The organism is Nitrospirillum iridis (assembly GCF_014205765.1).
In the GTDB taxonomy this organism is placed as follows: Bacteria; Pseudomonadota; Alphaproteobacteria; order Azospirillales; family Azospirillaceae; genus Nitrospirillum; species Nitrospirillum iridis.
Window position 1 is genome coordinate 22,764 of the sequence record NZ_JACIIZ010000004.1, and the last position, 24,316, is coordinate 47,079.

Below are 24,316 nucleotides of genomic sequence, written 5' to 3' on the forward strand. Positions count from 1 at the left end.
TTTAATCTTTGTGATCATTCCTGATGGTTTTGGATCCCGGGATCCGCTGGTGGCCGCTGACCGCCTGTCCGGCGTCGGGGGCCAGTTTCCAGGCGTCGGCCAGGCTGACCAGGACCAGGGCGCCCATCACCAGGAAGGCGTTGCGAAAGTCGATGAGGTCGGGGCTGCCCTGGGCGTGACCCCGGATGAAGGCGCCCAGGTTCAGCGCCAGCGCCCCGGCCACCACGCCCAGGCCCGATGTCAGCTGCCCCAGCATGGCGGCCAGGGTGTTGGCGGCCGACACCTCGTTCTGGGGCACGTCGGCGAACTGGATGGTGCCCAGGCTGGTGAACTGCATGGACCGGAAGGCGCCGCCCAGGAACAGCAGGGCGGCGATCACCGCCTTGGGCGTGTCGACCGTGAACAGGGCGCAGGCCGCCAGCGACAGCGCGACCGCCGTGCCGTTGACCACCAGCACCCGGCGGAAGCCGAAGCGGCGCAGCACCTGGTTCGTCACCAGTTTCATCAGCAGGTTGCCGGCGAAGATCCACAGCACCAGGGACCCCGCGGTGACGGCGCTCATCCCCAGCACCGTCTGGAACAGCAAGGGCGTCAGGAAGGGAACGGTGCCGATGGCCACCCGCTGCACCGATCCGCCCCAGACGGTGACGGCATAGGTGGGCAGGCGCAGCGCATCCAGGCGGAACAGTGGCTGGGGATGGCGGCGGCAGTGGCGCACGGTCAGGGCCGCCAGCGCCAGGCCCAGGGCGATGCCACCCAAGGCCTGCCCCGCTGTCGCCGCCCCCTGGCCCAGCGTGTCCAGACCGTAGACCAGCGCCACCAGCGCGCCGCCTGACAGCAGGAAGCCGGTGACGTCCAAGGGGCGCGCCCCGGCCGGCCGGTCATTGGGAACCCAGGCGATGGTCAGGGCCAGGGCGATCAGCCCCAAGGGCAGGTTCAGGAAGAAGATCCAGGGCCAGGAGGCGTAGGTCACCAGCAGGCCGCCCAGGGGCGGGCCCAGCACCGGGGCCACCAGCCCGGGCCAGACCGTGGTGCCCAGGGCCCGCATCAGGTCCTTCTTCTCGGTGATGCGCAGGATGATCAGGCGTCCCACCGGCACCATGGCGGCGCCGCCCAGGCCTTGCAGCACGCGGGCGGCGGTGAAACTCCACAGGCCGGGGCTCAGCGCGCAGAGCAGGGAGGATAGGGTGAACAGGGCGATGGCGCCGCCGAAGACGGTGCGCGGCCCCAACCGGTCGGCCACCCAGCCGCTGATGGGGATGAAGACGGCCAGCGCCAGCAGGTAGGCGGTCATGCCGATGTTCATGTCCACCGGCGCCACGCCGAAGGATCGCGCCATCTGCGGCATGGCGGTGGCGATGACCGTGCCGTCCAGCAACTCCATGAAAAAGGCGCCGGCGACCAGATAGGTGACGGCGCGGCTCTGCCAGGCGGTGCGGGGGCGGGCGGGGAGTGTGTCGGGCATGGGCCGGCTGACGGTGCGGGGGAAGGGGGCCGGGGCGACTATGGCCGCTCACCCCGGTCCCCGTCCCGCGCAAAGGCGGGGCATCAACTATCCGTGCGCCTTTGGACGGTTTCCCCCGCGCCCCCCGTTCCGCCTCAGCCCACGCGCCAGGCCAGGGTGCCCTTGGGCGCCTGGTACCAGCCGGGGTCGCGGTAATCATCGGCCAGCGAGTCGCGCACCTTGATCACCGTCACCATCCCGCCCATGTCCAGGCCGCCATAGGGGCCGGTACCGGTCATCATCGGCGGCGTGTTGCGGGGGCCGGGCATCATGCCGGCCATCTCGGCCATGGCGCCCATCCCCGTTTCCCCCATCGGCATGTAGCCCGGCAGTTGCGCCGCCAGGCGTTGGGCCACGTCCTGCTGGCCGACACCCAGGAAGTTGGGGATGTCATGGCCCATGGTGTTCATGGCGTGATGGCTCTTGTGGCAGTGGAAGGCCCAGTCGCCGGGGTTGTCGGCCACGAACTCCACCGTGCGGGTCGTGCCCACCGGCACCTGGATGGTCGTCTCCGGCCAGCGGGCGCTGTCCGGCAGCATGCCGCCGTCGGTGCCCGTCACCCACATGTGGTGGCCATGGATGTGCATGGGGTGTTCGTGCATGGAGACGTTGCCGATACGCAGGCGCACCCGCTGGCCCGTCTTCACCACCAGATGTTCCACGGCGGGGAAGACGCGGCCGTTGATGGTCCAGGTGTCATGCTCCAGCATCACCGCCGGGTCGGGGCGTGAGGTGCCCGGGTGGATGGCCCAGGCGTGCAGCATCATGGTGTAGTCGCGGTCCACGCGATGCGCGTCCGCGTCCCGGGGGTGGATGATGAACATGCCCATCATGCCCACCGCCATTTGCAGCATCTCGTCATAATGCGGGTGGTACATCTGGGTCCCGTGCTGGCGCAGCGTGAACTCGTACGCCCAGGTTTCGCCCGGCGGGATAGGGGGGGCTGACAGCCCGCTGACCCCGTCCATGCCCGACGGCAGCAGCACGCCATGCCAATGGATGCTGGTCGCCTCCGGCAGCTTGTTGGTCACCAGGATGCGCACCCGGTCGCCTTCCACCGCCTCGATGGTGGGGCCGGGGCTGCTGCCGTTGTAGCCCCAGACCTTGACCTTGAAGCCGGGGGCGAACTCCTGCTCGAACTCATGCGCCGTCAGGTGGAACTCCTTGACCCCGTCTTTCATGACGAAGGGCAGGGTGGTGCCGTTCAGCGTGATGGTGGCCGGCCGGTTGGTGCCGGGCACCAGCCGGGTGGGGCGCGGCGGGGTGACGCCGGCGGCCACCACCTTCTTGTCCCCGCCCGCCATGGCGGGGGGCATGGCCGGGCGGGTGGGGGTGGGTGACGCGGCGGCATGCGCGTGCTCCTGCGCCGCCGCCGGCCGGCCGGCCAGCAGGGCGCCGGCCCCGCCCAGCAAGGCGGCCGACTTGAGGATTTGGCGTCGGGCCCAAGGCGTGGATGCGGTCATGATTGGCCTCCCGGCCGGGTGGTTTCCATCATCGGGGCGTGACCGCCGGCCAGGCGGTCCAGGTCGCCGGCGGCCAGCCAATAGTCGCGCACCGTGGCGATGTAGCGGCGGTAGGCGGCGCTCTCCGCCTGGCGGGCGGCCAGCACCTCGAACGGGCTGGTCAGCATGTAGTTGTATTCGGCCATGCCCAACCGCACGACGCGTTGCTGCAGGGGGATGACCGTTTCACGGTAGTGCTGGGCCAGGTCGTGGGCGCGGACCAGGCGGTCGCGCGCTTCCCGCGCCTGGCTGCGCAGGTCGATGGCCAGTCGCTGGGCCCGCCGCGCCTCCTGCCGGTATTCCGCCGCCGCCTTGGCCACGGCCGGCTGGCCCTGGTCGAACAGCGGCAGGGCCAGTTCCAGCGACGGGCCCAGCAGCCAGGATCGGTCCGTCTCCCGCTCCCCGCTGACGCCGGTGCTGATGTCGGACCACAGCCGGCTCGCATCCGTCAGCCCCAGGTCCGAGGCCTTGGCCGCGACGGCCTGGCGGGCCGCCGCCAGCTTCAGGTTGCCGGCGATGACCGCCGTTTCCACAGCGCCCAGATCCGGTTCCTGCGGCGGGACGGGGGGCAGGGTGTCCGCCACCGTCCAGGCGGCCTGGTCGCCCCAGACGCCCATGAGGCGGGTCAGCGTCTCCCGCGTCGCCACCACCTCGCCCTCGGCGTCAGCCTGTTCAAGCCGGGCGTCTTCCAGGGCCGCCTGTTCCATGGCCAGGCGCCGTTCGTTGACGTTGCCCGCCCGCTCCAGCCTGGCCACCAGGTCATAGGAGGCCTGGGCCAGGGCGGTCATTTCCGCCAGCGCCTTGGCCGTCTGCGCCGCCGCCTGGTGACGCAGGTAGGCGGCGCGGGTCTCGGCCGCCAGGTCCACCACCTCGGCGCTGACGGCCAGCTTCACCTCCGCGAAGCGGTCGGCCGCCACCCGGCGCCGGGCCGGCAGCCACAGCAGGTCCAGGAAGTTGGCGACCAGACCGAACTCAAGCTTGGGGGGCTCGGCACCCTGCGTGGGCAGCTTGCCCGCCAGGGACAGCACGGGATTGCGCAGCAATCCGGCCTGCACCAGATCGGCCTGGGCGACGCCGAGATCCTCATACATCGCTTGCAGGCCCGGATTGCCCAGCAAGGCCACCTGCACGGCGCCGTCGGCCGTTAGCGGCTGGGCCAACAGCGCCTGGACCGCTTGGGCCGCGGCGTCGTCGGCCGCACTGTCCCGGTTCCAGGACAGGCGCTGGGGCACCCGGTCCGCCAACTGCTGCCGCACATCGGGGAAGCCCGCCTCGGGCGGGACGGTGGCGCAGCCGGCCAGCGTCCCGGCCAGCAGCAGCGGCGCCAGCCGCCGCAGAAGGGCGGGGGTCATGGCGTACCCTGCCCGTGGTGGTGGGTATGGTCCATGCCGGGCATGGCGGCGTCATCGCTGGCCGGCGTTTCCACCAGGACGACGGGCAGGATGGCTGGGCGCGTCCAGGCGGTGATGGGGGCGGCGGGGTCCACGGGGCTGAGGGCCTGGCTGGCGCCGGCCGGTGGAAAGGCGGGCGGCGCCAGCGGCACGCACCCGCCGGTGGCCGCCAGAAGGGCGGCCCACGCGAGATGTCTGAACATGGGGGAACACTCGAAGACAGGGAAACCGGTCGCGAAATGAGACCTCCCGAGTGGCCAGCGGGCCCGCCGGGATGTCAGGCGAGGGGGTCGTGTCTGGGGGGCCCCAAGGCGGGGGCCAGCGCCAAGCCCGCACCCGCCGTGTCCCCGGCGGGCAACAGCCCCAGGGCGGTGGCCAAACGCCCGGTCGACGGCACGGCGCCGGGCACCAGGGCGCCGGCGCAAGTCATGGCGCAGCCCGCCATGCCGCCGGCGCAGCAGCAATCCACCGCCGCATGGCAATCGGTGGCGGCGGTCGCCACCAGGGTGGGGGTGGTGGCCGCGTGGGCGGATGCCGCGGTCGTCACCGTCCCCGGCCCGCACTCATGCGCCCGCGCAGCCGGCGACCACCCCGTGACCAGGGCCACGAGGGTGAGGAAAGCCAGCAGCGAAAGCAGGGGCAACCGGACCATGCCGCCAACTATAACGCCCCGGGCGGCCGCGGCAAGGGGCGTGGTGCGTCGGATATCCCCCCGAAGGTCATTGGGCCGGGGCGCGCTCCGGCTTGCCCTTGCGCTTGGTGGCCGCCAGGTCGCGCAGTTCCGTCTCGCTCATGGATTTTTCCATGGAGCGCGAGGCGCCTTTCAAGTCGCTCTTCTTGATGTCGCCGCGCTTGGCGGCCAAGGCGGCGCCAGCCGCCTTTTGCTGGGCTTTGGATTTGGCGGGCATGGGGACACCCTCCTTTCCGTCAGATGCCGATGGTGGTTTCCAGGTGGCGGGGGCCGGTTGGCCGAACGGCGGCAGTGGTGGAGCTTTCCGGCTGTTCCGGCGCGTTTTCCAGGGTGCGGGCCTCATAGTCGCGCAGCAGGCTGCTGCCCCAGTAGGCGGCGATCAGGACGGCGTATAGCGTCGCCATGGCGGCCGCGATGCCGAAGGTGGCGTACAGCACCGTATGCAGGAAGATCGGCGCGCTGGCCGGTACGCCCAGGCCGCCGAAGAAGAAGACGCCCATGACGGCGCCGATGGCGCCCAGCAGGGCCTCCACCGCGAAGAATCCCGGCCGGCCATTGACGACCCTGCCGCAGACCATGCCCAGGACAATGCCGAGACCGATGCAGAACAGCAGTTGCATGACGATTTTCCTCGATCCGCGCCCCCCACACCCAAGGCGGCGCCGGATGGCACGGGCTGATTGGGCGGACGGGGCAATGAGCCTGGCGTGACAGTTTCGCACTGCCCCGTCTGAAGGACGGCCCTCGCTTCCGTTCCCCCACTCAATCGGCGGCGGTCGCGTTTGTTCCGATCCCTGGGAGGACTTCTTCCGGCGCGGGTGGTCCCGTCGCGGCCAAGGGTCAGACCGGCCGGAACAATCCGGCCCCTGTATCGGTTGACCGCCACTATCCCATTCCCGGGAGAACCTCGGGAGAGAACCCCGGTAGAGAACAAGGAGATCCGCCTCATGACCAACATCAATATGGACCACGTCGCCGACAAGGCCTCCGACATGATGGCCGAAACCGCCGCCGCCGCCCAGCGGGCCGGGCGCACCGCATACGACGCCCTGCGGGAAGGCGCTTATGCCGCCGCCGATCTGGCCAAGGCCAAGGGCGATGTGGCGGTGCAGGAGGTCAGCACCCGTGTCGCGTCCCGTCCGCTGACCGCCATCGCCATCGCCGGCGCCGCCGGCTTCGTCCTGGCACGGCTGTTGACCCGATAATCACCGCGCGGGGGGCGGCTCGGGGCTATTCCCGGGGCGGCCCCCTCGTTTGATCAGGCCATACGCCGTGGGCCTTTTTTCCATCGCGGATTGTCTGTGGATGCCGGCGTCCTATTTTTCATCGTGCGGCCACCACCCATCCGTGCAACCCCGTGCGTGCCGACCAGTACGGGCCCGGTGATGGGTGGACTTGCTGCCGGCCCACACGGGGGGGGCGCTGTCATTTCCATGGGGGAATTTTGTCGTGCCTTCCGCCGTTCCCGCCGACGCTGTGGCGTCGGCCCACAGCTTGCGCCATTGGCCGATCGACGCCCCAGCGCGCTACCGCGCCGTCCGGCAAGAGACGCTGGACCGGGTCCGTGGTCTGACGGCGGAGGACCAGACGCTGCAGTCCATGCCGGACGCCAGTCCCACCAAATGGCACCTCGCGCACACCACCTGGTTCCTCGAGACATTTTTGCTGGGCCCGCTCGCGTCCGGGTATCAGCCCTTCGATCCCCACTTCCGCTATCTCTTCAATTCCTATTACGAGGGCGTGGGGGAGCGATGGCCCCGCGCGGCGCGCGGTCAGCTATCCCGTCCCACGGTGGCGGCGGTGCTGGAATACCGCGCCCATGTCGATCGCGCCATGGAGGCCTGGCTGGCCCGGGGCGTGGGCGGCCGCGCCGCCGCCCTGCTGGAACTGGGCCTGCAGCATGAGCAGCAGCACCAGGAACTGATCATCACCGATGTCAAGCACGCCCTGTTGCAGCACCCCTTCCCCCCGGCCGTCTTCCCAGCCCCCGCCGCGCCGTCGGCGCCGGTGGCGGAGATGACCTGGCGCGGGGTGCCGTCCGGCCTGTACGCCATCGGCGCCACCGGGGAGGAAGACTTCATCTTCGACAATGAGGGTCCCCGCCACAAGGTCTGGCTGGAGGCGTTCGAGATATCGTCCCGCGTGGTGACCAACGCCGATTACCTGGAGTTCATGGCCGATGGCGGCTATCGCCGGGCGGAGCTGTGGCTGTCCGACGGCTGGGCCACGGTCCAGTCCCAAGGCTGGCGGGCCCCGCTCTACTGGCTGCAGGGCGAGGAGGGGGCGTGGCAGGTCAAGGCCCTGCACGGCTGCCAGCCGGTGGACCCCAACGATCCCGTCTGCCATGTCAGCCAATATGAGGCCGACGCCTTCGCAAAATGGGCGGAGACGCGCTGGCCCGGCGCCCGCTTGCCGACGGAGGCGGAGTGGGAGATCGCGGCCGGTGAACCGGGGGCGGCGCGGGCGGACGACCGCAGCTTTCATCCCCGCGCGGTGGCCGGATTTTACGGGGATGTCTGGGAATGGACGGCCAGCGCCTATGCCGGATATCCCGGCTACCGCCCCTCCGACGGCGCCATCGGCGAATACAACGGCAAGTTCATGAGCGGGCAGATGGTGTTGCGCGGCGGCTCGCGCGCCACCCCGGCCGGCCATGTCCGCAAGACCTATCGCAACTTTTTCCCGCCGGCGGCGCGCTGGCAATTTTCCGGCATTCGACTTGCGAGGACGCCATGACCGTGACCGACATGTTCGACCGCGTCAGCTTCATGGATTTCGAACCGGCCGCCGCCAGCTTCCGCGAGGATGTGCTGGCCGGCCTGTCGCATCCCATCCGCCGCATTCCCTGCAAATATCTGTACGATGCCGCAGGGGCGGCACTGTTCGAACGTATCTGTGAACTGCCCGAGTATTATCCCACGCGGACGGAACTGGCGATGCTGCGCCGCCATGGGCCGGAGATCGCGGCGCTGGCGGGGCCTGAGGCGCAGGTGGTGGAGTTCGGCACCGGCGATGGCCGCAAAAGCCGCCTGTTGCTGAACGCCCTGGAACGCCCAGCGTCCTACGTGTCCATCGACATTTCCCGCGATCAACTGATCCGCGCGGCGGCGGCGCTGGCCATGGACCTGCCACAAGTGGACATCACGGCCGTCTGCGGCGATTACACCCAGCAGGCCCTGCCGCTGCCCGCCGTGGGCAAGCGCCGCGTGGGCTTCTTCCCTGGTTCCACCATCGGCAATTTGACGCCGGTGGCGGCCACCGCCTTCCTGGCGCGCTGCGCCCACATGCTGCCGGGCGGGGCCATGCTGGTGGGGGTGGACATCCCCAAGGACGTTGCGGTGGTGGAGGCCGCCTATAACGACAGCGCCGGCGTCACCGCCGCCTTCTCCTTGAACCTGCTCGCCCGCGTCAACCGCGAGCTGGGCGGCACCTTCGACCTGTCGGGCTTCCGCCACCACGCCCACTTCAATGAGGACCAGTCGAAGATCGAGATCTTCCTGATCAGCCAGCGCGAGCAGCGGGCCGCCGTGGCCGGCCGCTTCTTCCACTTCCGCGCCGGCGAGCGCATCCATATCGAGGATTCCTACAAGCTGGCGCCCGCCACCTTCCGGAACATGGCCCGCGCCGCCGGGTTCGAACCGACGGCCGTGTGGGTGGACCCAGACGGCCTGTTCAGCCTGCACTGGCTGTCGGCGCCGCTATGACGGCGCCAGCCGCGTTCCCCAAGAGGGGAACCGGTGGACAAATCAGCTGCCGCCAGGGAAGCTCCGGGCCGGGAGAAATGGCCTGAGGGATGGCGATGGCGCAGGAGCATAGCGGTTTCCGGTTGGCCAAGACCACGGGCGCCGGCCGGTGGTGAACGCCGACCTCTGGCTGGTCCTGGCGGCGGCGGGCTGCATCGCCCTGGCCGTGGTCCTCATCATCCGGCTGCGGCTGCATCCCTTCCTGGCGCTGATGTGCGCGGCCCTGGCCCTGGCGGTGGCGCGGGGCATGGCGCCGGACCGGGCGCTGGGTGCCGTGCAGAAGGGCTTCGGCGACATCATGGGCGGGGCCGGGCTGGTGGTGGCCCTGGGCCTGACCCTGGGCGCCATGCTCAAGGTTTCCGGTGCCGCCGCGGCGTTGGCCGGCGCCACGGTCGGGGCGGTGGGGCCGCGCTGGCGCCCCTGGGGTTGTCTGCTGGCCGCACTGGTCCTGGGCCTGCCGCTGTTCTTCGAGACGGGGGTCGTGCTGCTGCTGCCCATCATCGCGGCGCTGCCACTGACGCGGAGCGGCGATGGGCGGGAACGGTTGTTCCTGATGCTGCCGGCCTTGGCCGGGCTGTCGGTGCTCCACGCGCTGGTGCCACCCCATCCCGGGCCTATCATCGCGGTGGAGCAACTGGGTGCCGGTGTCGGCTCGACGCTGGTGCTGGGCGTCCTGCTGGGCTTGCCCATCGCGGTGCTCGCGGGGCCGGTGTTCGCCGGCCTGATCGTGCCCCATGTCGCGGGTGCCGGCGACGCCATGGCGGAGCCTCCACGGGGGCCGTTGCCGTCGCCCTGGGCGGCGCTGGCCCTCGTCCTGCTGCCCGTGCTGCTGATCGCCGCCAAGGCGGTGCCGGCCTTGGGCCGTGGTCCTGTTCTTGCGCTGCTGGGCGCGCCGCCAGTGGCCCTGCTGTTGGCCAACCTGGTGGCGCTGGCGGTCTTTTTCACCCGCCGGCGCGGGGGCGGGAGGGTTGATTGGGACGCGCTGTGGCACGAGGCCATGGCGCCCGCCGCCTCCATCCTGCTCAGCATCGCCGCCGGCGGCGCGTTCAAGCAGGTGCTGGTGGAGGCGGGGTTGGCGGATACCCTGGCCCGCTTCGCCCAGCAGGGGACGGTGTCACCCATCCTGCTGGCCTGGGGCATCGCCGTCATGATCCGGCTGGCCACGGGTTCCGCCACCGTCGCCACCATCACCGCGTCCGGCGCGCTTTCCACCGTCGCCGGCACCTCCGGCGTGGCGCCGGAATGGCTGGTGCTGGCGGTGGGTGCCGGGTCGCTGTTCTTCTCCCACGTCAACGACCCGGGCTTCTGGCTGGTGAAGAACTACCTGGGCCTGTCCACCGCCGACACGCTGAAGACCTGGTCGGTGATGGAGACCATCGTCTCCGTCACCGGCCTGTTGCTGGTGCTGGCGGCCAGCCGCGTGTTTTGAAACCCGCCGCTTGGGAACAGGTCAGGCGGCGAGCCCATAACGCTTCAGCAACGCGTCGTTCTCCGGCTCCCGCCCGCGGAAGGCGATGTAGCTATCGAGCGCCGGGCGGGAGGATCCGACGGCCAGCACCTCGGCGCGGAAGGCCTCACCCGCCGCCGTCCTGTCGCCCTCGGTGAACTTGCCGAAGCCGTCCAGCGACAGCCGCTCCGCCCACAGATAGCTGTAGTAGCCGGCCGCGTAGCCGCCGGCGAAGATGTGGGTGAAGGCGTGGGCGAAGCGGTGCCATTCCGGCGGGGTCAGCACTGCCACCTCCGCCCGCACCTGGTTCAGCACGGCCTGGACGCCGGCGGCGTCGCTGATGCTGGAATCGAGGTGCATCCGCAAATCGAACAGGGCGAATTCCACCTGGCGCAGCAGGGCCAGCGCCGCCTGGAAGCGCTGGGCCCCCAGCATGGCGTCGAACAGGGCGTCGGGCAGGGGCTCGCCCGTATCGACATGGCCGGACATGGAGCGCAGGACCTGCCGGTCCCAGGCGAAGTTCTCCAGCAGCTGGCTGGGCAGTTCCACCGCGTCCCATTCGAAGCCGGTGACGCCGCTGATGGAGGGGTAGTCGACCTCGCTCAGCACGTGGTGCAGGCAGTGCCCCATCTCGTGCAGCAGGGTCACCACGTCGGCGTGGCTCAACAGGCTGGGCTTGCCGCCTGCTGGCGGGGCGAAGTTGCAGTTCAGGTAGGCGACCGGCAGCTGGGTGCCGTCCGCGCGGCGCAGGCGGGCGCGGCACACGGCCATCCAGGCGCCGCCCTTCTTGCCCGTCCGGGCGAACAGATCCATGTAGAGGCCGGCGAAGGGCACGCCCCCGCGCGACAGGGTGTAGTAGCGCACGTCCGGATGCCAGGTGCGCACGCCCTCCTCGGCCGTCAGCGTGATGCCGAAGACATCGCGCAGCAGGGCCAGCAGGCCGTCCAGCACGCGGGGCAGGGGGAAGTAGGCCTTGACCTTCTGGTCGTCGACGTTGTGCAGCGCCTGGCGCAGCTTTTCCGCCACATAGCCGTTGTCCCAGGGCTCCAGCGTCTCCAGGCCCAGGGTGTCGCGGGCGAACGCCTGCAACTGGGCCTTGTCGGCCTCCGCCGGCTGCCGGGCGCGGGCGGCCAGGTCGCGCAGGAAGTCCACGACCTCGGTTCCCGACCGCGCCATCTTGGTGGCCAGCGACAGGTCCACCGGGTCCTTGAAGCCCAACAGGGCCGCCGCCTCGCGCCGCAGCGCCAGGATGGCGCCCATGCGGGCGCTGTTGTCCAGGGCCTCCGGCCCCTTTTCCCGGTCACGGGGGCCCTGGTCGGAGGCGCGGGTGCCATAGGCGCGGTAGATGCGGGCCCGCAGGTCACGGTTGTCGGCATAGGTCAGGATGGCGCGCACGGAGGGCTGGTGCAGGGTGACGGCCCAGCCCGTCAGGCCACGCGCCGCCGCTAGGCTGGCCAGCATGGCCTTGTCCCCCTCCGGCACGCCAGCCAGCAGGGATTCATCCTCAATGTGTTCCACCCAGGCCTCGGTCGCATCCAGCACGGCGCTGCTGTAGGCGGTCTGCAGCCGGCCCAATTCCACCTGTAGCGCTGCGAACCGCTCGCGCTCCTCCGGCGGCAGGGCGACACCGCCCAGCTTGAAGTTGCGCAGGCTCAGTTCCACCAGGCGCCGCTCCGTCGGGCCCAGGGTGTCCTGGTCGATGGCGGCATAGGCGGCGTAGAGGTTCGCGTTCTGCGAGACGGCGGAGGAATAGCCGATCAGCCGCTCCAGCGAGGTGGCGTGGGCGGCGCGCAGTTCGGCCGTGTCGACCACGCTGTGCAGGTGGCTGACCGTGGCCCACAGGTCCGACAATTCGGCCTCCGCCTGTTCCATGGCCTGGCACACACCGGCGAAGCTGCGGTCGTCGCCCGTGACGATGGACTGCACCACGGCGTCATGCCGGGCGATGGCGGCCTCCAGCGCCGGGGCCACATGGTCGGGCTTCACAGCGTCGAAGGCGGGCAGGCCGGTCGGCACCAGCAGCGGATTGTCGGTGGCGGCGTCGGAACGAACGGTGCTCATGGATGCGCTAGGTCCTCATCAGGGCGGGCTCACAGGGTGCCACCGTCCCATATGGGGGCATGGGCGCGCAATTGTGAGAGGGGCCGGGCGGCGCGGCGGCCCTTGGTTCGGGTGCGCATTTGGCGATTTTTCCATCCCTGGTGGAACTCTATGCGGATGAACGCCCGTGGTCCGACCGTCCGGCCTTTATGATGGACGCTGGCGCCCCGATTTGCCGCAGGGGGTACCCATGACGCGTCAATCGACAGGGGATCGGCCACGGGGCACCGTTGGCCCCCGGGCCAACAGGGAATGGTGGTAAACGGTTTGGGAAACCGGCAATTTCCTCACTGAACCAAAAATCGGTGGGGACGGTCTGTAAAGGCGGTCTTTGGCGGTTGCCGGCCTGGAGGCAGAAAGTGATGGATCAGCACGCTACCGCTGGCGTCCCGGACATGGGGCGGTCCGGCCCATGACCGACGCTCCGGCGCACCGTATCCTGGTGGTCGAGGATTCGCCTACCCAGGCCTTGCAGCTGCAGATGACGCTGGAACGCCAGGGCTGGTCCGTCACCGTATGCGGTGACGCCGAAAGCGCGCTGGAGCAGCTGGGCCGGACGATGCCGGACCTGGCTATGGTCGACTATCACCTGCCGCGCATGAACGGGGATGAGTTCGTGCGCCGTGTCCGGCTGGACATGCGCACGCGCGGCCTGCCCGTCCTGATGCTGACCGACAGCCACGCCGCCGACCGGGAACGCCAGGGCTTCGACAGTGGCGCCGACGCCTATGTGCCCAAGTCGGTGGACACCGACATCCTGCTGAGCCGGGTGGGTGCCCTGTTGCGCAAGGGGGCCCTGCCGCGTCCGATCAGCCAGGCGCCGGTGGCTTTCCGGCAAAGCCGCCTGCTGGTGGTGGACGACAGTCCGACCTACCTGTTCTTCATCACCGCCCAGCTTCAGGATGACGGGCACGAGGTGGTGGGGGTGTCCAGCGGGCGTGAGGCCCTGGAAACCATCGCCAAGGAAAAGTTCGACTGCATCGTCGTCGACCTGGTGATGCCGGAGATGAGCGGGACGGAGCTGTGCCAGCGGCTGGACATGCTCCGTCGCCAGCACGATCGCCTGTTCCAGATCATCATCCTGACCTCGCGGGATTCGAAGGAAGACATGATGCGCGGCCTGGAGGCGGGGGCCGATGACTTCGTGGGCAAGGCCAGCGAGAGCGAGATCCTGAAGGCCCGCATCCGCGCCCTGCTGCGCCGCAAGTTCCTGCATGAGGAAAACCTGCGCATCAGCGGTGAGTTCCGCGACAAGGAGCTGGAGCTGGAGCGCACGCGCGACGAACGCCGCATCGCCCAGGAACGGGCGGCGATGACGGAGGCGCTGGAACGCTCCCACGCCGAGCTGGAGGCCGCCTACCGGGAATTGCAGGACACCCAGTCCCAGCTGGTGCAGGCGGCCAAGATGGCGTCGCTGGGCGCCCTGGTGGCCGGTATCGCGCACGAGCTGAACAATCCGCTGGCTTTCGTCGGCAACCATCTGGGCACCATCGCCCGTTGCCTCGACAATGTGGCGCCGGAGATGGAGGGACACCTCTCGGACAAGGGCGCCCGTGACCTGGACAAGATGCGCCAGCGTCTCGACGCCGTGCGGCTGGGCGTCGACCGGGTGGAAGACCTGGTGGTGAAGCTGCGCACCTTCTCCCGCCTGGATGAGGCGGAGGTGAAGGAGGTGGAGGTCGAGGAAAGCCTGGAATCGGTGTTGACCCTGTTGCAGCACAAGCTGTCCAGCCGAATCACTGTGGAGCGCAAGTTCAACGGGCCCAAGCGCGTCACCTGTCAGCCGGGACCGCTGAATCAGGTGTTGATGAACGTGGTGGGCAACGCCATCGATGCCATCGACGGGGCGGGCACGATCACGCTGGAGACGGCGCGGAACGGTTCCATGTTCCATCTGTCGGTGCGCGACACCGGCCATGGCATCCCGGCCGCCATCCGCGACCGCATCTGCGAACCGTTTTTCACCACCAAGCCGGTGGGCGCCGGGACTGGTCTTGGACTTTCAATCTCCTATAGCATCATCCAGCGTCACCGGGGGCGGTTGACCTTCCATAGTGAAGAGGGGCAGGGCACGGAAGTGGTGATCGAGATACCCATGGACGGGACTTCCGCCGCCGGGCCGGCCGCCGGCGAGGCGGGGCCTGTGTCCCCGGCGGACCCACGGACGGATACGGTGGCGCGACCGGCCTCGAGGAGTGTTTGATGATCGGCCATGAGCTGCCCACCGTCATGGTGGTCGATGATGAGCCGGAGGTGCTGACGGCGGTGGCCGACGCCCTGGAGGATGAGTTCAACGTCCTTACCAGCACCTCGCCGTTGGTCGCCCGGGCCATGCTTGAAGAGGACGACATTTCCCCCGTCGTCATCATTTCCGACCAGCGCATGCCGGAACTGGCGGGTCATGAGTTCCTGCGCTGGGCGCGGGAACTGTCGGACGCCACCCGTGTGCTGATCACCGGCTACACCGACATCGACGCCCTGGGCGCCGCCGTCAATGCTGGCCAGATTTTCGGCTATCTACCCAAGCCCTGGACGCCGGAGAAGCTGCGCCGCCTCATTCGTGAGGCGGCGGAACATTGCGCCGTCCGCCGCGCGTTGGCGGAAGAGCGGCGCCTGCTGTCCCATCTGATGAACAGCGTGCCGGACGCCATCTCCTTCAAGGACAGGAACCTGCGCTATCTGCGCAGCAACTGGGCCCATGCCGAAGCCCTGGGCGTGCCTGATCCCGCCGACCTGATCGGCCGCACGGATGCGGAGGTTGGCGCCGAGGGCGCGGCTGGTCGCGAAGCGGCCGACCGGGCGGCGCTGGCCGCCGGCATCACCGTCAGCGATACCGCGCTGGACGGGGCGGCCGGTCGCCGCTGGCATTCGGTGGTCCGCTCCACCTTCACCGGTGGGGATGGGGCGGTCGAGGGGCTGGTCACCATCGCCCGTGACATCACCCCCGCCAAGGAGGCGGAGCGGGCGTTGAGTGAGGCGCACGCCACGCTGGAACGTCGCGTGGCGGAACGGACGGAGGATTTGGCCGCCACGGCGCGCGACCTGCTGGCCGCGCGCAAGGCGGCCGACATCGCCAACGAGGCCAAATCCCGCTACCTCGCCACCGTGGCGCATGAGCTGCGCACGCCGTTGACCGGCGTCATCGGCTTTTCCGAACTGCTGCTGAAGGGCGGGGTCAGCCCGGGGGAATGGCATCGGCTGCTGACCTTGCAGGCGGAGGCGGGGCGCACGCTGCTCGGTCTGTTGGACGACATCCTGGACCTGTCGAAGATCGAAGCCGGACGCCTGACGCTGGAAATCCTGCCGCTGGATTTCCGCGCCTTGGTCGATGATTGCCTCGCCCTGGTTCGGCCGTCCGCCGCCGGTAAGGGCCTGTCGCTGACGTCTACCGTGTCCGGCGCCCTGCCGGGGCGGATCCTGGGCGATCCCACCCGGCTGCGCCAGGTGGTGCTGAACCTGCTGACCAACGCCGTGAAGTTCACCGCGGCGGGGGGCGTCAGCCTGGCGGCGGAGATCGATCCCGCGCCCGAAGGCCCGAACGGTGGCCCGTCGCGGCTGCGCGTGGTGATCACCGACACCGGCATCGGCATCCCGCCGGAGCGGGTGTCCGGCCTGTTCGAGGAGTTCAGCCAGGTGGATGAGAGCACGGCCCGCCGCTTCGGCGGCACGGGCCTGGGTCTGGCCATCTGCCGCCGTCTGGTGGAGCATATGGAGGGGCGGATCGGCGTGGACAGCACGCCGGGCCAGGGCAGCCGCTTCTGGTTCGACCTGCCGCTGGCGGTCCCGGTGGCGGCTCCGGTGGTGACCGTGGCGCCCCCGCCCGTCATCGAAGCGCCGGCTGCCGCCGGTGCGCGCCCGAAGGGCCGGCGCATCCTGCTGGTGGAGGATGACCGCTCCACCCAAATCCTGGTTTCCACCATCTTGCGCGGCGTGGGCCATCAGGTTGAGATCGCGGAGAATGGTGCTGCGGCCGTCGAGGCCGTCGACAAGGGCAGCTATGATCTGGTCTTGATGGACATGCACATGCCGGTGATGGGCGGGCTGGAGGCGACCGCCCGTATGCGCGCCTTGACGCGCACGCCCGACCGGCCGCTGCCGCCGCTGGTGGTGCTGACCGCCGGCGTGTCGGTGGAGGAGCGGGAGCGGTGCCGGGCCGTGGGCCTGGACATATTCCTCAGCAAGCCGGTGGATCTGGAAAAGCTGCTGCACGCCGCCGCCAACGTGGGTTTGCCCGCCGAGAATGGACCGCATGACTGATCCCGGACCCGCTTCTGGCCCCGCCGCCTTTCTTCTGCGGTTCGACCTGGACGGCCAGGCCTATGGCTTGCCACTGGCCATGGTGGAGCGGGCGGTGCGCGCCGTCGCGGTGACGCCGCTGCCGGGCGCCCCGGGCCTGGTGCGCGGGGTCATCAATCTGCAGGGCCAGGTGGTGCCGGTCATGGACGTGCGCCGCCGTTTCGGCCTGGACAGCCGCCCTCTGTCGCTGGCGGACCATATGATCGTGGCCCGTGGCCTGCGCCGCATCGTGGTGCTGCTCGTGGACAGCGTGGTTGGCACGGTGGCGGGCGCGCCGGTTGACTGGGTGTCGGCCCAGGGCGTGATCCCCGGGACGGATGACGCCATCGTGGGCGTGGTGCGGCTGTCCGACGGCCTGCTGCTGATCCACGATTTGGATCGCTTCCTCTCGGCCGCGGAAGAGGAACAGTTGGCCCAGGCCCTGGCGGAGGGGCACCTGAGGGCGGGAGCGCTGACGGAACGGGATGGTGGCGAAGGGGGGATGGATGCAACGGACCCTGCCTGATCCCTTGCTGGCCGCCATGTCCGACCGGCTGAGCGCCCGCATCGGGCTGTATTTCCCTGCCGATCGATGGAGCGACATGGAGCGCGGCCTGGAACGGGCGGCGGTGGAACTGGGCTATCCCAGCACGCTGGCCGCGGTCCAGAATTGGCTGTCGGCCGACCCGGACGCCACCCAGCTGGAAGCGCTGGTCGGTCAGCTCACCGTGGGCGAGACCTATTTCTTCCGCGAACCGAAAAGCTTCGAGGCGCTGGGCCAGAAAATCCTGCCCGACCTGATCGCCGAGCGGCGGTCCCAGGGGACGTTGGCGCTTCGGATGTGGAGTGCCGCCTGCTGCACGGGGGAGGAGGCGTACAGCCTCGCCATGCTGCTGGACATACTGCTGCCTGATCGCGCCGGTTGGACCATCACCCTGCTGGCCACCGACGTGAACCCCCGCTTCCTGCGCCGCGCCGCCGAAGGCGTCTATGGCGAGTGGTCCTTCCGCGGGGTGGATCCGGCGATGCGGGCCCGCTACTTCACGGCCTTGCCGGGTGGGCTCCACCGCATCAGCCCCCACATCGCGCGCATGGTCACCTTCGCCTGCCATAATCTGGTGGACGACCCTTATCCGGCGCTGGAAAGCAACACCAACGCCATGGACGTCATCCTCTGCCGCAACGTCCTGATGTACTTCAACGGCGATCAGGCCAACCGCGTGGTGCGGCGGCTGGCGCGGTCGCTGGTGGACACCGGCTGGTTGCTGCCCAGCTCGGTCGACGGGGCGCCACCCATGTTCGCCCCGCTGACCTTCGTGCCCTTCGACGGCGCCACCGTCTATCGCAAGCTGCCCGCGCCCGCGTCCCCGGGCGTGGCGCACCACGCTCCCGCCCCTCAGCCCTTCCCGTTCACGCCATCACCACCGGCGCGCGCCATGCCGGCGGCTCCACCGCCCACGGCCGTGGCACCGACGCCGACGCTGGATCATTGCCGCGCCCTCTACGATCAGGGCCGCTATGGCGAGGCGGTGGACGGGTTGGAGGCCCTGCTGGCTATGGCGCCGGCGGATGACGCCGCCATGTTGTTACTGGCCCGCACCTACGCCAACCAGGGCCGCCTGGCGGACGCCGCGCACTGGTGCCAGGGTGTGCTGGATCATAACCGCGTCAGCGCCGAGGCCCATCACCTGCTGGCCATGATCCAGCAGGAACGGGGCGATACCGCCGCCGCCGCGACATCGCTGCAACGCGCCCTGTTCCTGGCGCCGCACTCCATCGCCACGCATCTTGCCATGGCCAATCTGGCGCGGGGCGAGGGGCGCACGCGCGACGCGCGCAAATACTACCGCAACGTCATGGGGCTGCTGGAAGGGCGCCAGCCGGACGAAATCCTGCCGGAACTGGAAGGCATGACCGTGGGACGGCTGTTGGACGTGGCCGCCCACGCCCACGCCGCGCTGGGGCAGGTCATTGGGGGGGAGTCCTAAGGCATGGCAGGGAACCAAGCCGCACCCGCGCGGGAAATCGACTGGGCCGGCATCCACCGCCGGCTGGCGGCCTGGTCGGTGGCGCTGGAGCGCGGCGGGACCCCGGATGAGGAGACGACGCGCCGCATCCTGCACCGCCGCGGCCTGGAGTTGGCGAAGCCCCCCGTGCGGGAGGATGACGGCGAACGGCTGGAGCTGTTGGAGTTCACGGTGGGGGCCGAGCGGTACGGCTTTGAGACCTCCGCCGTGGCGGAGGTGCTGGCGCTGAACGGCCTGACCGCCGTGCCCAAGGCGCCGGCCTTCATCGCCGGCGTCACCACGGTGCGCGGCCAGGTGCTGCCCCTGGTCGATCTGGGACGCCTGTTGGATTTGGGCGGTGTCGACCGGGCCGATCTGCGGCGCGTTGTCGTGCTGGGGCAGGCGCCTGGCCGCGATGGCGGCGCGCTGGGCCTGCTGGTCACATCCATCATCGGCGTAGCGTGGGTGCCGCGCGCCAAGCTGCAGGCCGCGCCCAGCGTCGTCACCGGGCGCCAGCGGCATTATCTCACCGGCATCGTGCCGCCCCATCTCGCCCTGCTGGACGCCCGACGACTTCTGGCCGACCCGGACCTCATCGTCGGCGGACGGCCGTCCGCCCAGTCGGGCTAGACCATCCGGTCCCACGCATCATCCTTCCTGTCCAATCCAAGCGTCCACGCACAGCCCCTCGGGAGCCGGTCATGAAGTACTCTGTCGGAATGAAAATCTGGATCTGCTTGTGCAGCGTCCTGTTCATTCTTCTGGTGGTGGCCGCCACGTCATATGGCAACATCCGCCAGCTGACGGACACCACCACCCTTCGCTCCCACTCCTACGAGGTGCAGGCGCGGCTTTTGTCCCTCCTGTCCGCCATCCAGGACATGGAAACGGGGCAGCGCGGCTATCTCATCACCGGGGAGGACCGCTATCTGGAGCCGTACCGCCAGGGCTTGAACGCCATGGAGCAGGCGCTGCAGACGGTGGCGACGCTGACCTTGGACAATCCGGTTCAGCAGCAAAACCTGGAACGCTTGCGAGGGCCGGTGAAGGAAAAGGCGGCGGAGCTGAAGGAAACCATCGATCTGCGCCGCGTTCAGGGGTTCGATCCGGCCCGCACCGTGGTGTTGACCGACCGGGGCAAGCAGTCGATGGACGACATCCGCCGTATCGTCGGCACGATGCAGGCGGGCGAGGCGGAATTGCTGCGGGGGCGGGAGGCTGCGGCCGCGGCCAGCGCGGAGAACACCATCCTGGTCATCGCCAGCGGCACCCTGGCGGCCGGCGCCTTCGTGATCATCGCCGGGCTGTTCCTGGGTCGCAATATCGCGACACCGCTCCGCACCCTCACCACCACGGCGGAGCGCATCGGCGCCGGCGATCTGACGGTGGCCAACGCGGTGGAGGTGAGCGACCGGGCCGACGAAGTCGGCATCCTGGGCCGCACCTTCCACGCCATGGCCGGCAACCTGCGCCAGCTGATGCGTGACCTGCGCGAGGGCACCAACGTCCTGGGCACGGCGTCCGGCCAGATCGTCACCATCACCGCCCAGGTGGCCGCCAGCGCGGCGGAGACGGCGACCGCCCTGGCCCAAACCAGCGCCACGATGGAGGAGGTCAAGAAGACATCGCAGATGTCCAGCGAGAAGGCCCTCTACGTCTCGCAGACGGCGCAAAACACGGCGCAAATCTCACAGAACGGCAAGCAGGCGGTGGAGCAGTCCATCGATGGCATCACCCGGGTGCGCGAGCAGATCGGCGCCATCGCCGAAGCGGTGATGCAACTGAGCGAGCAGAGCCAGGCCATCGGCGAGATCGTGGCCACGGTGAACGACCTGGCCGAACAGTCCAACCTGCTGGCCGTCAACGCCGCCATCGAGGCGGCGCGCGCCGGCGAGCAGGGCAAGGGCTTCGTCGTGGTGGCGCAGGAGGTGCGCAGCCTGGCCGAACAGTCCAAGCAGGCCACCACCCAGGTCCGTTCCATCCTGGGGGACATCCAGAAGGCCACGGCCACGGCCGTGCTGGCCGCCGAACAGGGCAGCAAGGCGGTGGACGCCGGGGTGAGGCAGTCGGTGGCGGCGGGCGAGGCCATCGACCGCCTGGCCCAGAGCATCGCCGTCGCCACCCAGGCAGCGACCCAGATCGCCGCGTCCAACCAGCAGCAGCAGGTGGGCATCGACCAGGTGGCGCTGGCCATGGAAAACATCAAGCAGGCCAGCATGCAGAACATGAACGCCACCAAGCAGGCGGAAACCGCCGCCCAGAACCTGAACGAACTGGGACACAAGCTGAAGACCATCACCGGCCAATACCAGGCCTGAGGACGATGGCATGAGCCAGCCGGACGATCAGCTGCTGAAAAGGCTGCTGGCCATGTTCGAGGTGGAGGCGGAGGAGCATCTCTCCGCCATCGCCGCCGGACTTCTGGCCTTGGAGCAGTCGCCGCCGCGCGACCGCGCGCAGGAGCTGGTGGAGACCACCTTCCGGGAGGTCCATACCCTGAAAGGGGCCGCGCGGGCGGTGAACCTGGGCGATGTCGTGGCCGTGTGCCATGCCATGGAAAGCGTCTTCGCGGCGCTGAAGGGCGGACGCCTGGCGTTGACGCCGGCTGGTCTGGATCTGCTGCACCAGGGCTATGCCCGGGTGCGCGGCCTGCTGGACGGCAGCGCCGCGGCCGGGCCTGACCAGGACGCGCTGGTGGCGGCGCTGGACGCCTATGCCGAGGGGCGGGAGCCGGCGTCAGCATCGGCGCCGGGCAGGGCGGCGCCCAGCTTTCCGGCCGCAGCCCCGGCGGACCCGATGGCGGAGACGGTGGCGGAGACGGTGGACGAGGCGCTGGTGGCTGAGGCGCCCCGCGCGGCGGGCCGCCCCACGCTGCGCATCGCCACGTCTAAGGTGGACGCGCTGCTGCGCCACGCGGAGGAGCTGGTGTCCGCCCGCCTGGCCGCCGGTCGCCAGGTGTCCGATCTTTGCGGCCTGGCGTCGGATGCCGCGGAGCGCGTGCGCGCGCATGAGCGCGCCCGGCGCCGGCTGGAGGAGGGAGGGGACAGCCCGGCGGCGCGCCTGCTGAAGCAGCAGGGCGACACCCTGCGCTGGCTATCCGGCCGTGTGGCGCAGCTGGCGAACGCCGGCCGCCAGGATCTGCGCATCCTGGGCAAGATGCTTGATAGCCTGCTGGATGAGGCCAAGCAGGTTCTGATGGTGCCGGTGGCGGCCCTGCTGGAGCCGATGGCCCCGCTGGTGCGGGACCTGGCGCGGGCCGAGGGCAAAGAGGTGGACCTGATCATCCGGGGCGGGGATCTGGAGATCGATCGCCGCATCCAGGAGGAGATGAAGGACGCGCTGCTGCATCTGGTGCGCAACGCCGTCGCCCACGGCATCGAGACGCCCGAGGTGCGCGCGGGCCGGGGCAAGCCCCGCCGGGGCACGCTCGCCATCACGGTGGGCCAGACCGAGGCCGGGCGGGCGGAGATCGCCATCGCGGATGACGGTGCCGGGTTCGATGTGGACGGATTGCGCCATGCCGCGGCGGACCAGGGGCTGATGTCGGCGGCGGCGGCGGCGGCGCTGGACGACGACGCGGCCCGGGCGCTGGCCTTCCGGTCCGGGCTCTCGACCAGCGGCCTGCTGACCGAAACGTCCGGCCGGGGGCTGGGCCTGCCCATCGTGCAGGATAAGGTGGAACGGTTGGGCGGCGGACTGGCGCTGGAATCCACGGTTGGCCTCGGCACCGTTTTCCGCATCCGCGTGCCGGTGACGCTGGCCAGTTTCCGCGGCGTGCTGGTGGAGGTGGAGGGCGCTTGCTTCATCCTGCCCACCGGCGGGGTGGAACGGGTGGCGCGCGTGGCGGCAAGCGCCATCGCCACGGTGGAGAACCGCGAGACCATCGTGCTGGACGGTCGCACCCTGGGTCTGGTGCGTCTGGCCGATGTGCTGGGCCTGGCGCCGGTCCGGCCCAACCGGGCGCCGCCAAGTCATCACACCGTGGCGGTGCTGAGCCGGGGCGGCCAGGCCATCGCCTTCGTCGTCGACCGTGTGCGCGACGAGCAGGAAGTGCTGATGAAGAACCTGGGGCCGCAGTTGGCCCGGGCCGCCTACGTGACCGGCGCCAGTGTGCTGGCCACGGGGGAGGTGGCGCTGATCCTGAACATACCGGATCTGTTGGCCGGCGCGGCGCAGGCGCCCATGGCCATCCGAACGACGGTGGCTGTTTCGCGCAGGAAGTCCATATTGATCGCCGAGGACAGCATCACCGCGCGCACCCTGTTCAAGAACCTGCTGGAGGCGGCGGGCTATCAGGTGCGCACGGCCGTCGACGGGGTGGACGCTTGGGCCGTCCTGACCGGCGGCGATGTTTTCGACCTGTTGGTTTCCGATGTGGAGATGCCGCGCATGGGCGGGTTCGAACTGACCACCAAGGTGCGGGGCCATCCCCAGCTGGCAGCACTGCCGGTGGTGCTGATCACCTCGCTGGGGTCGCGTGAGGATAAGGAACGGGGCGTGGATGTCGGTGCCAACGCCTACCTGGTCAAGGATAGCTTCGACCAGGGCAACCTGCTGCAAATCGTCAGTCATTTGGTCTGAGGGAAGCGTCCAATGATCCGGGTCGTCGTCGCGGAAGACTCACCCACCTTGCGGGAATATCTGGTGTCCATCCTGTCGGCGGAGCCCGGCATCGAGGTGGTGGCGATCGCCGTTGACGGCCTGCAGGCGGTGGAGGCGGTCGCCCGCCATCGGCCCGACGTCGTGACCATGGACATCCATATGCCGCGCCTTGGCGGCCTGGCGGCCACCCGCCGCATCATGGAGGAGACGCCCTGTCCCATCGTGGTGGTCAGCAGCACGATGAGCGACCATGTGGCCGCCACCTTCCGCGCGCTGGACGCCGGCGCCGTCGCTTTCGTCCACCGGCCGGTGGGCGTCGGCCATCCCCGCCAGGCCATCGAGGCGGCGGAACTGGCCCAGACCGTGCGCCTGATGGCCGAGGTCAAAGTGGTGCGGCGCTGGGCCTCGACATCCAGGCTGCCCCGGCCGGAGGTTGTGGTCCGGCCCATGCCGGAGGCCAGCCTGCCGGGCGGCACGCGGCCGGCGGTCATCGCCATCGGCGCCTCCACCGGCGGGCCGGTGGCTTTGCAGGCCATCCTTTCGCGGCTGCCATCGGATTTTCCCGTCCCGCTGCTGGCGGTGCAGCACATCTCCCCGGGGTTCGTGAGCGGGTTCGCCGAATGGCTGGCCGGCGGCTCGGCCCTGCCGGTGCAGGTCGCGAAGGCGGGCGATGCGCCCAGGCCCGGACACTTCTATCTGGCGCCGGACAACGCCCACATGGGCCTCGCTGTGGACGGGACGATCAAACTGGACCAGGGGGCGCCGGAGAACAGCGCCCGGCCGGCCGTGTCGCACCTGTTCCGGTCCGTGACGCGTGTCCATGGGGCCCGCGCGGTGGGCGTGCTGTTGTCGGGCATGGGGGTGGATGGCGCCGTGGAACTGCGGGAACTGCGGGATGCGGGCGCGGTTACATTCGCGCAGGACAAGGAAAGCAGCATTGTCCATGGCATGCCGGGGGCCGCCATCGCGCTCAGCGGCGCCACCGCCGTGCTGAAACCGGATGAAATCGCCGCCCGCCTTGTCATGCTGGCGCGCAAGGCGGAGGAAAAATAGCG

The 24,316-nt window shown here is 69.8% G+C and carries 20 protein-coding genes; 12 read left to right on the forward strand and 8 right to left on the reverse strand.

Annotation, left to right across the window (positions count from 1 at the left end):
- Position 1 precedes the first annotated feature (1 nt).
- The 7 genes from FHS74_RS07735 to FHS74_RS07765 all read right to left on the reverse strand — a co-directional run bounded on the left by FHS74_RS07735 (position 2) and on the right by FHS74_RS07765 (position 5,708).
- Positions 2-1,465 (reverse strand): MFS transporter, encoded by a 1,464-nt coding sequence (locus tag FHS74_RS07735; protein WP_184799175.1) that lies wholly within the window; start codon positions 1,463-1,465, stop codon positions 2-4.
- Between the two features lie 134 nt (positions 1,466-1,599).
- Positions 1,600-2,967: a multicopper oxidase family protein gene (locus FHS74_RS07740; protein WP_184799177.1), complete on the reverse strand. Its 1,368-nt coding sequence runs from the start codon at positions 2,965-2,967 to the stop codon at positions 1,600-1,602.
- Entirely contained in the window at positions 2,964-4,358 is a 1,395-nt protein-coding gene (locus tag FHS74_RS07745; RefSeq protein WP_184799179.1) for a TolC family protein, read from the reverse strand. Before FHS74_RS07745 ends, FHS74_RS07740 begins: the two co-directional genes overlap by 4 nt.
- Positions 4,355-4,600: a hypothetical protein gene (locus FHS74_RS07750; protein WP_184799181.1), complete on the reverse strand. Its 246-nt coding sequence runs from the start codon at positions 4,598-4,600 to the stop codon at positions 4,355-4,357. The genes FHS74_RS07745 and FHS74_RS07750 overlap by 4 nt, the downstream gene beginning before the upstream one ends.
- A 74-nt stretch (positions 4,601-4,674) precedes the next feature.
- Positions 4,675-5,049, reverse strand: coding sequence for a hypothetical protein (locus FHS74_RS07755; protein ID WP_184799183.1), 375 nt, complete (start codon positions 5,047-5,049; stop codon positions 4,675-4,677).
- Positions 5,050-5,116: 67 nt separating this feature from the next.
- Positions 5,117-5,305 carry a DUF3008 family protein gene (locus FHS74_RS07760; RefSeq protein WP_184799185.1) on the reverse strand — a complete coding sequence of 63 codons (189 nt, stop codon included), beginning with the start codon at positions 5,303-5,305 and terminating at the stop codon, positions 5,117-5,119.
- A gap of 19 nt (positions 5,306-5,324) precedes the next feature.
- Complete coding sequence (locus FHS74_RS07765; RefSeq protein ID WP_184799187.1) at positions 5,325-5,708, reverse strand: hypothetical protein; 384 nt, start codon at positions 5,706-5,708, stop codon at positions 5,325-5,327.
- A gap of 327 nt (positions 5,709-6,035) precedes the next feature.
- Between FHS74_RS07765 and FHS74_RS07770 the strand changes: the two genes are divergently transcribed.
- The 4 genes from FHS74_RS07770 (at position 6,036) to FHS74_RS07785 (ending at position 10,260) form a co-directional block, all read left to right on the forward strand.
- A complete protein-coding gene (locus tag FHS74_RS07770) occupies positions 6,036-6,293 on the forward strand; it encodes a hypothetical protein (protein ID WP_184799189.1) in 258 nt (85 codons plus the stop codon).
- A 244-nt stretch (positions 6,294-6,537) separates the two neighbouring features.
- The gene (egtB, locus tag FHS74_RS07775; protein WP_343066881.1) at positions 6,538-7,824 is read left to right on the forward strand and encodes an ergothioneine biosynthesis protein EgtB; all 1,287 of its coding nucleotides are present in this window, start codon (positions 6,538-6,540) and stop codon (positions 7,822-7,824) included.
- Positions 7,821-8,792, forward strand: a complete 972-nt coding sequence (egtD, locus tag FHS74_RS07780) for an L-histidine N(alpha)-methyltransferase (protein ID WP_184799191.1) — start codon at positions 7,821-7,823, stop codon at positions 8,790-8,792. Before egtB ends, egtD begins: the two co-directional genes overlap by 4 nt.
- A 151-nt stretch (positions 8,793-8,943) precedes the next feature.
- Positions 8,944-10,260, forward strand: coding sequence for a GntT/GntP/DsdX family permease (locus FHS74_RS07785; protein WP_211106179.1), 1,317 nt, complete (start codon positions 8,944-8,946; stop codon positions 10,258-10,260).
- A 21-nt stretch (positions 10,261-10,281) separates the two neighbouring features.
- Here the strand turns inward: FHS74_RS07785 and FHS74_RS07790 are convergent, their stop codons facing one another.
- Complete coding sequence (locus tag FHS74_RS07790; protein WP_184799194.1) at positions 10,282-12,339, reverse strand: M3 family metallopeptidase; 2,058 nt, start codon at positions 12,337-12,339, stop codon at positions 10,282-10,284.
- 451 nt (positions 12,340-12,790) lie between these two features.
- On the opposite strand from FHS74_RS07790, the gene FHS74_RS07795 reads away from it, so the two are divergent.
- From FHS74_RS07795 to cheB, 8 genes are all read left to right on the forward strand, one after another.
- On the forward strand, positions 12,791-14,581 hold the full coding sequence (locus FHS74_RS07795) for a response regulator (RefSeq protein ID WP_184799197.1): 1,791 nt from the start codon (positions 12,791-12,793) through the stop codon (positions 14,579-14,581).
- Positions 14,581-16,635, forward strand: coding sequence for a response regulator (locus FHS74_RS07800; protein ID WP_184799199.1), 2,055 nt, complete (start codon positions 14,581-14,583; stop codon positions 16,633-16,635). Before FHS74_RS07795 ends, FHS74_RS07800 begins: the two co-directional genes overlap by 1 nt.
- On the forward strand, positions 16,628-17,179 hold the full coding sequence (locus FHS74_RS07805; protein ID WP_184799201.1) for a chemotaxis protein CheW: 552 nt from the start codon (positions 16,628-16,630) through the stop codon (positions 17,177-17,179). The genes FHS74_RS07800 and FHS74_RS07805 overlap by 8 nt, the downstream gene beginning before the upstream one ends.
- Positions 17,160-18,641, forward strand: a complete 1,482-nt coding sequence (locus FHS74_RS07810) for a CheR family methyltransferase (protein ID WP_184799203.1) — start codon at positions 17,160-17,162, stop codon at positions 18,639-18,641. The genes FHS74_RS07805 and FHS74_RS07810 overlap by 20 nt, the downstream gene beginning before the upstream one ends.
- Before the next feature lie 3 nt (positions 18,642-18,644).
- Positions 18,645-19,289: a chemotaxis protein CheW gene (locus FHS74_RS07815; protein ID WP_184799205.1), complete on the forward strand. Its 645-nt coding sequence runs from the start codon at positions 18,645-18,647 to the stop codon at positions 19,287-19,289.
- A gap of 89 nt (positions 19,290-19,378) precedes the next feature.
- Positions 19,379-20,977 carry a methyl-accepting chemotaxis protein gene (locus FHS74_RS07820; protein WP_211106180.1) on the forward strand — a complete coding sequence of 533 codons (1,599 nt, stop codon included), beginning with the start codon at positions 19,379-19,381 and terminating at the stop codon, positions 20,975-20,977.
- Positions 20,978-20,987: 10 nt separating this feature from the next.
- Complete coding sequence (locus FHS74_RS07825) at positions 20,988-23,240, forward strand: hybrid sensor histidine kinase/response regulator (protein WP_184799207.1); 2,253 nt, start codon at positions 20,988-20,990, stop codon at positions 23,238-23,240.
- Between the two features lie 12 nt (positions 23,241-23,252).
- Positions 23,253-24,314, forward strand: coding sequence for a chemotaxis-specific protein-glutamate methyltransferase CheB (cheB, locus tag FHS74_RS07830; RefSeq protein ID WP_184799209.1), 1,062 nt, complete (start codon positions 23,253-23,255; stop codon positions 24,312-24,314).
- Positions 24,315-24,316 lie beyond the last annotated feature (2 nt).